The organism is Dyella sp. (assembly GCF_036568765.1).
Taxonomy (GTDB): Bacteria; Pseudomonadota; Gammaproteobacteria; order Xanthomonadales; family Rhodanobacteraceae; genus GSA-30.
Window position 1 is genome coordinate 1 of the sequence record NZ_DATCRY010000058.1, and the last position, 8,482, is coordinate 8,482.

8 protein-coding genes are annotated in these 8,482 nt (G+C 62.6%); 3 read left to right on the forward strand and 5 right to left on the reverse strand.

Going from position 1 to position 8,482, the window contains the following annotated elements:
* Positions 1–163: 163 nt before the first annotated feature.
* The gene (locus tag VIM98_RS04835; RefSeq protein WP_331991964.1) at positions 164–1,108 is read right to left on the reverse strand and encodes an SGNH/GDSL hydrolase family protein; all 945 of its coding nucleotides are present in this window, start codon (positions 1,106–1,108) and stop codon (positions 164–166) included.
* Positions 1,109–1,406: 298 nt separating this feature from the next.
* Between VIM98_RS04835 and VIM98_RS04840 the strand changes: the two genes are divergently transcribed.
* Both VIM98_RS04840 and dapE read left to right on the forward strand, forming a co-directional pair.
* A complete protein-coding gene (locus VIM98_RS04840) occupies positions 1,407–1,769 on the forward strand; it encodes a Spx/MgsR family RNA polymerase-binding regulatory protein (RefSeq protein WP_331991965.1) in 363 nt (120 codons plus the stop codon).
* A gap of 156 nt (positions 1,770–1,925) precedes the next feature.
* The gene (gene dapE / locus VIM98_RS04845) at positions 1,926–3,059 is read left to right on the forward strand and encodes a succinyl-diaminopimelate desuccinylase (protein ID WP_331991966.1); all 1,134 of its coding nucleotides are present in this window, start codon (positions 1,926–1,928) and stop codon (positions 3,057–3,059) included.
* An 11-nt stretch (positions 3,060–3,070) separates the two neighbouring features.
* On the opposite strand, the gene VIM98_RS04850 is transcribed toward dapE, so the two are convergent.
* The 3 genes from VIM98_RS04850 to VIM98_RS04860 all read right to left on the reverse strand — a co-directional run bounded on the left by VIM98_RS04850 (position 3,071) and on the right by VIM98_RS04860 (position 6,946).
* Positions 3,071–3,580 carry a DUF4019 domain-containing protein gene (locus VIM98_RS04850; protein ID WP_331991967.1) on the reverse strand — a complete coding sequence of 170 codons (510 nt, stop codon included), beginning with the start codon at positions 3,578–3,580 and terminating at the stop codon, positions 3,071–3,073.
* Between the two features lie 146 nt (positions 3,581–3,726).
* A complete protein-coding gene (locus VIM98_RS04855) occupies positions 3,727–6,159 on the reverse strand; it encodes a penicillin acylase family protein (RefSeq protein WP_331991968.1) in 2,433 nt (810 codons plus the stop codon).
* Positions 6,152–6,946, reverse strand: coding sequence for a phosphodiester glycosidase family protein (locus tag VIM98_RS04860; protein WP_331991969.1), 795 nt, complete (start codon positions 6,944–6,946; stop codon positions 6,152–6,154). Before VIM98_RS04860 ends, VIM98_RS04855 begins: the two co-directional genes overlap by 8 nt.
* 111 nt (positions 6,947–7,057) lie before the next feature.
* Between VIM98_RS04860 and VIM98_RS04865 the strand changes: the two genes are divergently transcribed.
* The gene (locus VIM98_RS04865) at positions 7,058–7,546 is read left to right on the forward strand and encodes an 8-oxo-dGTP diphosphatase (RefSeq protein ID WP_331991970.1); all 489 of its coding nucleotides are present in this window, start codon (positions 7,058–7,060) and stop codon (positions 7,544–7,546) included.
* 42 nt (positions 7,547–7,588) lie between these two features.
* Here VIM98_RS04865 and VIM98_RS04870 read toward each other — a convergent pair.
* Positions 7,589–8,482, reverse strand: an 894-nt coding sequence (locus VIM98_RS04870) for a beta-ketoacyl-[acyl-carrier-protein] synthase family protein (RefSeq protein WP_331991971.1), incomplete at its 5' end; no start/stop codon positions are given.

Below are 8,482 nucleotides of genomic sequence, written 5' to 3' on the forward strand. Positions count from 1 at the left end.
TCTCCCGGACGCAGTTCGATATGGCTCGCTTGCCATATCCAGGGATCTTCAATCGGGAATGCCGGTGTAGCCCATGCCGCCAAGGGAGCCAGCGCGATCATGGCCACCGCCAACGCTGTCGGCGATGTTCTTGTCGCGAGAAGCTTGTCGAAAAACGGTGGCCTCATATCGATGACCTGTTTAAAGGTGAGTTCAAAGCGCCGAAGGCGGTACGGAGCACCATGGCAACCTGGAAATGCCCTGCGCGCGTGGGGTGCAAGGCAGCCCATGGATCGTTACCTTCCGGCGGCACCGTACCCGTAGGATTGATCGAGGCGATCCAGCGAAGTCCGTTCTTCTGGCATACGTCGTGTCCCTGGAAATGCGCGTAGAGGTCGGCATATCCCGCGCCGTTTTGTTCGGCCGTTTCCTTGAGGATCCGATTGATCGATTTCTGTAGTTCTCGAAACCAGGTTATGTCGTCTTGCGTGAACAGCCCGGCATAGTCGAGCCGGTTGTTCCATAGGCACTGGTTGCTGTCCTCGGGAAAGATCGCCGGATAGCCCACCAATACCACTTTGGCATGCGGCGATCGCTGCCGAATGCTCGCCATCGCCTGGACGAGCCATGGTTGTAATCCGTCCAGGTCGAGTTGGATCGGAAAGTCGCCCGCTTCGTACCAATCCTTGCAGGGCGAACCATGTTCGATACGCTCGGTCTGCTGCCGTAGATCGCAGTTCCAGAGGAGGCGCGAGAAGCTGGTGTCGTTGCCGCCGAAGTGCACGCTGACGTATTGCGTTTCCGACTGGATGGCCTTCATCTGCGCCGGTTGTTCGTACCAGGGCCGGAAAAAGCCGAATTCCACGGTGGCTCCGGCGCAGCTGCGATCGTCGACCGACCAGCCTTGCAGCTGACCGAGTATCGCCGGGGCATTGGCCTCGTAGCGGCCGCAGGTCGCGTTCGACTGAGGATACAGTCCTGTACCCGAGCCGTAGGAATCGCCGACCGCCACATATTGCGGAGCATCCGACCGTGGCCGATCGGGTTGTGCCAGCGCGGGCAGGGCAATGGCGCCCAGGCTCGCCAGCGAGATAATCCTGGCGATCATGCGGTGTTGGCGTTGCTTCATTCCCTTTCCTCAATAAAAGCGTCTGACATGACGGTGCATCTCTTTAAAAATATAAGGTTGGCAGTCAATAAACATCGGACGCGGCCTATTGGGCGTCGAGCGCGCATCCGAAGCGATACCAATCACAATTTGCGCAATAAGGCGCTTCGAATGGCCTGGATTTTCATCTTCAGATGACCGAGGATCGAAGCGTCGAGGTCTTGGGCGGGTAGCCGAGCTCACGTGGCGGGGCCTGTATGCGGAGGCACGCCGCAGATATGGCATGATGATTGGAATTCGTCCTTCCTTGCCGATGCCCATGTCACTCCCCGTTATCTATGGCCTTCCCAATTGCGACACCTGCAAGAAGGCGCGCAACTGGCTCGCGCGTTTCGATGTGCCGCACACTTTTGTCGATTACCGGGCCCATCCGGTACCCGCCGCCGAACTCAAGGCCTGGGCCGGGCAATTGGGTGGTTGGGAGAAACTGGTCAACAAGGCCGGCACGACTTGGCGCAATCTGTTGCCGCAGCGCAAGAACCCTGCAAGCGATCCGGAGTGGACTTTGTTGTTAAAGGAATATCCGGCCCTGGTGCGGCGCCCGGTCGTCGTGCTCGCAGATGGTTCGGTGAGCGTCGGCTTCAGCGACAACGGCTTCAAGAAGCTGTTTGCGCAGGCATGAATATCCGACTGGCGAAAGTCTCCGCGGTTGCCAATGGTTTTCAACCGGTTTTCCATTTGAACGAGCAAGTGGCAGCCTACCTGGGGCTGCCTGATTAAGAATCGCCTTGGCGGCGGACTATCCCGCTGCTTCGTGCCCACGCTGAACTGAATTGCCATGTCCGAAGTATTCGACCTGACCTGCCAATTGATACGTCGCCGTTCTGTCACGCCCGACGATGCCGGTTGCTTGCCATCGATCGCCGAGCGCTTGCAACGCGTGGGATTCCGCATCGAGCATCTGCGCTACGACGATGTCGATAATCTTTGGGCGGTGCATGGGCAGGGTGGGCCGCTGTTGATGTTTCTCGGCCATACCGATGTTGTGCCGAGCGGACCGGAGGAGAGCTGGCACACGCCGCCCTTCGAGCCGACGGTGCATGACGGTTACCTGTACGGGCGCGGTACCGCGGACATGAAAGGCGCGGTAGCGGCGATGACCGTAGCGCTGGAGGCTTTCGTTACCGAACATCCTGAGCATGCAGGGCGGGTCGGTCTGCTCTTGACCAGTGACGAAGAGGGCGTGGCCCTGCACGGCGTACGCGAAGTAGCCGAACATTTTCGCCGCACCGGCGAGACGATCGACTGGTGCGTGGTCGGCGAGCCATCGGCGAAGGAACGGCTCGGCGACCTGATTCGCGTTGGCCGTCGCGGTTCCCTATCGGGCACGTTGACAGTGCGCGGCGTGCAGGGGCATGTGGCTTATCCAGACAAGGCGCTCAATCCGATCCATGCGGCCGCGCCCGCACTGGCGCAGTTGGCGGGGCAAGCCTGGGACAACGGCAACGCGGATTTCCCGCCGACCTCGTTCCAGATATCCAATATTCACGCCGGTACCGGGGCCAATAATGTCATTCCCGGAACCCTGACGGCTCTGTTCAACTTTCGCTTCGGTACCGCCAGCCGTGCAGAAGATTTGCGCCGGCGCGTCGAGGCTGTCCTGGATGCGCACGGATTGGATTGGCAGATCGACTGGCAATTGTCGGGCGAACCCTTCCTGACGCCGGCTGGCGGCAAGGTGCGTGAAACAGTCACCGCTGTGTGCCGGGACCTGTGCGGCATCGAGCCGGAACAAAGTACCGGAGGCGGTACTTCCGATGGACGGTTTATCGCGCCCCTGGGCGCCGAAGTGGTGGAACTCGGGCCTGTGAACGCGACGATTCACAAGGTCGACGAATGCGTAGCGCTGGCTGACCTCGAACGCCTGCCGGAACTCTACAAGGCGATTTGCGCGCGCCTGCTCGTTGGCTAGAGGTTGCTGGTTCAGCGCGCTCCCGGTGCTTGCGCAAGCGGAGCCTGTTGCAGCGGTCGCATGATGAGGCCCACCGGCATCCAGCCGCCTTCCCCGTGCACTAGCGAAACCGTTTCGAGCATCGAGGTGTTGGCATACGCCGTGCTGTAGACGACGTTGAGGTACTCGCCCGGTGGCAGGCCGCCCGGATTACTGATCCGTTCGACCTCCAGCCATTGTCTGTTCTTCGCTTCACCGTATTGCCTGCGCAAGCCGAGAATGTATTTGCGCCAGGCTCCTTTGCCGATGTTCTTTTGCAAGATTGTGCCGCTGCCTTGCCACATGGCCTCGAGCTGATCTGTGTCCGCCTGTGCGAGCCAGGCGTTGGCGACGATCATGGCGCTGTCGAGCCCGGGCGGTTCCTGCGCGGCCAACTCATGTGTGGCGAAAACCAGCGCTATGCCGAATGCCGCATGTGTCCAACGATGGAGCCCGCGGTGCGCGCGTACCGGTACGTGACGGGTGAAGCGAAACATACCCATGCTTGCCTGCCTCCTTGGAAGATTCCTCTGCAGGCTGCCGGGCGCAGGTCGATGAGCATGGCGCTACGCCGGAGCCGTGGCGCCGGCCACCCTCCAGCGCTTGGTGGAAAATCTCCTCCTGCCCGTGACGATCGTCAAGCCCGGTGTTAGCGCGTTGGGCGCAGCGTCAACGTATAGCGATCCGGGCCAGGCAGCAGTGGCGATGGGCGACCGTTGACCCAGTCCTCATGGCCGGCGCTGTAGTAAGGCGAAGTTGGGTTGTCGCTTTGTCCGCCGGGCATGTGCAGGATGGCTTGTGCCTCATGACCTGGGCTTACCGCCAGGCGTTCGGACGCACCGAAGGCAGGGGCGGCCACGCGAGGCATGTTGGCGTCGCCGGGTAGCGGATCGGATGGCATGTCGAGCCAGCGCGCCAACGCTCCCGGCAAGACGCGCGCCAGGGGCTGGCGGATCGCGGCGCGATTGGCCTCACCCCAGGTGCGTGCAGCCAGCCCACCGGGCTGCTTACCTAGATCGTCGGTTACGTGCTTCGCGGCATCGATCAGCAAGGCGTGCCAATCGCTGTATTTCGGATTGAGCAGATGAATCGGGCGGTCGCGTACGAGCGCCCATACGGCAGCCTCGGAGCTGTTCGAGGTGGGCCAAGCAAAACCGCTGTAACGGGCATTGACGCGCGCCACGAACGGAGCGAGCACATCCTTGTAGACCTGTTCGCGGAACGCGCGCACCAGTCGATAATCGACGCTCTCGGGTGCGGCACGATGGGTCCACGTTGCTGTGAGCTGGCGTAGCTGCGCCAGTTGCGGATCCTGCGTATCGGCCAGCGCGTCCTGCAGCAAGCGCTGCCAGCGATCGAGAAACACCGCGCGATTATCCAGTTGCACGTCGAGCATGCTACCGGGAGAGAAGCTGCTGCGGGCGCGAAGGTCGTCGCGGATCTGTTGCGCACGCGCACCTAAGTCATGGCCGCCGTCGCCGAGCAGGGCAAGGGCGTCGCCATCGACGGTGCGGTTGTTTGCCGTCCATAGGCGTCCATCGGCGGGATCCTCGATGCGCGGATAGCTCGACGCCGGCGCCCAGCCGGTCCAGCCGGTGTTGTCCTTGCTGCCGTCATTGAAACCTTGTGGATCGATGTTTTCGCGCAGCGGGATACTGTTGCTGGCGATGGTCCAGCCGATGTGGCCCTGGCTGTCGGCCACCAGCAGATTCTGCGGTGGCATGCCCAGCGTGGGTGCAAGGTCGAGTGCCTCGCGCATGCTGCCGGCGTGCTCCAGGCCAAGGAGATTGAGGTTGTAAGCGCGTGGCATATCGCCGATCCAGGACAGCGCCAGCGTGGCTTGGCCATCGCTGTCGCTCATGATCGGTCCCCAGCGGGTGCCCTCCACGCGTAGCGTGCGCGCAGGGGCGCCTTTGATGCGGATGATTTCGTCGTGCGCTTCGATCGTCGCCCAGCCGCCGGGCACCTTGTAGCGGGTCGGATCGGTCGGGTCGCGTCGTATCTGGAACCAGTCCTGCCAGTCGCCATAGCTATTGGTGAACCCCCAGGCGATTTGCCCGTTGCTGCCGACCACCAGGGCTGGCGTCCCCGGCAAGGTGACACCGCTCGCATCGCGTTGACCGCCGGGTGCGCCGGCATCGGGGTAGCGCAAGCGCACGCGGAACCAGATATTGGGCACGCGCAGGCCCAGATGCATGTCGTTGGCGAGTAGGGCCGCGCCGCTATCGCTAAGCTTGCCGGCAATGGCGAAGCTGTTGCTGCCCGGTCGGCGGTCATCGAGCGCTGGCAGGATCGCACGGGCCAAGGCCGAGGCATCGGCTGTGGAGGCTGTCGGTACCGGAGTGCGTAGATCGAATACGTCCGGCCCCGGGATCACTGGCGGCCGGGAAAGATCGCCCTGTAGCGGTGCTTCCCAGTCCGGATCCTTGGCGAGCAGGAAATCCACCAGCGGTCCGGGCAGGATGTCGCGCATGTTCGCGATGTGCAACTCGCGCAGATTGCGGCCGTCTTCGTTGAGGTCCAGATACATTGCGGCGATTACCAGGAACGTATCTTCCGGGCGCCAGGCTTGCGGCGCGGTCTGCAGTAACTGGTATTCCCATGGTTTGATATGCAGGTCGGCCAAGCCGGCATTGACGCCGGCGGCATAGCGCTGCAATTGTCGCTGCTGCTCGACTGGCAACTGCGCATAGGCAGCTGCGGCAACCGTCCGCAAGCGATGGCGACGGTGATTCAGGTCAGTATCGACGGCGGCCGGCCCAACCAGTTCGGCCAACTCGCCGGCTGACAGCCGGCGCATGAGGTCCATCGAAAAAAATCGCTCCTGTGCATGAACGTAACCCAGCGCGTAGTCGATGTCCTCGCGATGTTCCCCTTGCAGCGTCACCGTGCCCTGGTTGTCGCGCAGCAAGGCTACAGGCGCCTGCAACCCGGCCAGGTCCCGTTCGCCGCTCAAGCGAGCGCGGCTGCCGTATAAAGCGCCCCAGCCGATGACCGCAGTCGCCAGCACAAGGATCGCTACCAGCCAGACGAGCAGGCGCAGCCAGCGAATACGGCCCTGCTGGCGGCGGGAATCATTCATCCGACGCGAAGACCGCAAAAATGCCTGCATAGGGCTTGACCATAAAAGTGGGCGCGCCGGTGTAGCCGGCGCCGTCGAGATAGAACTGTGAAATGGTGCCGTCGAGGTACAAGGCGTCGCGGCAGCCGAGCTGGTCACGGAACAGACGCGCGAAGGTATGGAAATTCACCGGCGACTGGCTGACCGCGAAGACCACGTCATGTGGCGTGCGTGCGCAGACGCCACTGCGCCACTTCATGCTGGAGGAATCGTCGACGAACTGGGTGTTGATCTGTCCATCGATGACCAGCATCGGACCCGATTGCGTGGCCCATCGAGCGCTCTTGCCTTCGGCCTTGAAGGCGGTGCTGCTGCGTACCGCGGCATGACCGTCCGGGTAGATTGCGAATACCCCGTTGGGCTGCAGGGAAAAATTGCCCGCGGCCGGATTGCCGCGCGCGAGATTGAGCGGCACGACGGTCTTGCCATTTTCCACATACAGACCGAGCGGAGCGAACTGGCGGTCGTAAATGCCCGCATTAGCGGCAAATATCAGCTTTCGACTCTTCGCCATGCCCCACTGGCGCAGATTTTCGATGGTGCCGAACGGCTCGCCGTCGTCGGGGTTCTTCCAGTACAGCATCAGTGGTTCGCGCGCAATGTCGATGCTGACGATTCGGAAGCTCTGGCTATCGAAGACCACGTCGTTGCTGTCTACGGCTTGTGCCTTGCGTGCGCAGCCGGCCAGCAAGCCGAGCAGCAGCAGCGGCGAGAGCAACCATGGGAGGCGGAGGGTAAAGGGCGGCATGATCCGATGGTCGCCGGGGTGCCATGGCCGGCGCAAGTCCGCCCTGTATCGTCAGCCTGCAGTATCGGCCCCGGCCGAGCTAAACTTCGGGTTTTCCGTACGGCTGCCGCCATGCCCTACACCCCTATTGTCGCTACCCTCGGTTATGTGTTGTCGGCGGATCGCCGCCGGGTGCTGATGATTCACCGCAACAGCCGGCCCGACGATTTGCACCTGGGCAAGTACAACGGCTTGGGTGGCAAGATGGAGCCGGGTGAAGATATCGCTGCGTGCATGCGGCGCGAGATTCTGGAAGAAGCCGGCATCGCGTGCCACTCGATGCGTTTGCGCGGCACCTTGAACTGGCCTGGCTTCGGCAAGCAAGGCGAGGACTGGCTGGGCTTTATTTTCCTGATCGACGAATTCGACGGCGTGCCGTTCGAACGTAATCCGGAAGGCACATTGGAGTGGGTCGAGCGGGAGCGCCTGATGGATCTGCCAATGTGGGATGGCGACCGGCATTTTCTGCCGCTGGTGTTCGACGAGGATCCGCGCCCGTTCCACGGCGTCATGCCCTACAAGGACGGGAAGATGCAGTCCTGGGGCTTTACGCGTCTGTAAGGTGAAGCCGGCGCCAAGACGCCGACTTCGCGCTGAACGGTTTCAGGCAGTCCAGCGCTTCAGCGCCACGACCGCATTCAATCCGCCAAACGCGAACGAATTGCTGATCGCCGCGGTGACGGTCTGCTCACGTGCCACATTCGGTACATAATCCAGGTCGCATACCGGATCGGGTTCCTGGTAATTGAGGGTCGGCGGAATCACGCCCTCGCGCAACGCGCCGATGGCAGCGATCAATTCGAATGCGCCAGCCGCTCCCAGTGCATGCCCATGCATCGGCTTGGTCGACGACACCGCCAGTTTGCGTGCGTGTGCGCCGAATACCTGGTGCAACGCGCGCGTCTCGGTACTGTCGTTGGCCTGTGTGCCGGTACCGTGCGCGTTGACATAGCCGATTTCCTCCGCGACCAGTTCGCCATCGCGCAAGGCCGCACGCATGGCAGCGGCGGCACCGTCGGCGGAAGGGGCGGCGATGTCGCCAGCGTCCGAGCTCATGCCGGCACCGGCCAGTTCTGCCAGGATGATGGCGCCGCGTGCCTGGGCATGCTCGAGCGTTTCGAGCACGAACATGGCTGCGCCTTCGCCGAGCACGATACCGCGACGGCCGGCGCTGAAGGGGCGGCATTCGGGGGCGAGTACGCGCATGGCTTCCCACGCGCGCAGGGTACCTAGCGTGATGCAGGCCTCTGTGCCGCCGGCAACGGCGGCATCGACCAGGCCCGCGCGGATCATCATCGCGGCTTGCGCGAAGGCGTGGTTCGACGAAGCGCAAGCGCTGGCCACCACGAAGGTCGGGCCGGTAATGCCATGAGCCATGCTGATGTGACTGGCAGAGGCATTGATCATCATTTTGACGATGCCCAGCGGATGCAGCCGCGATGCATTGTCGGCGTACAGTCGGCGGTACTGATCGTCACGGGTAGCTTCGCCCGATGC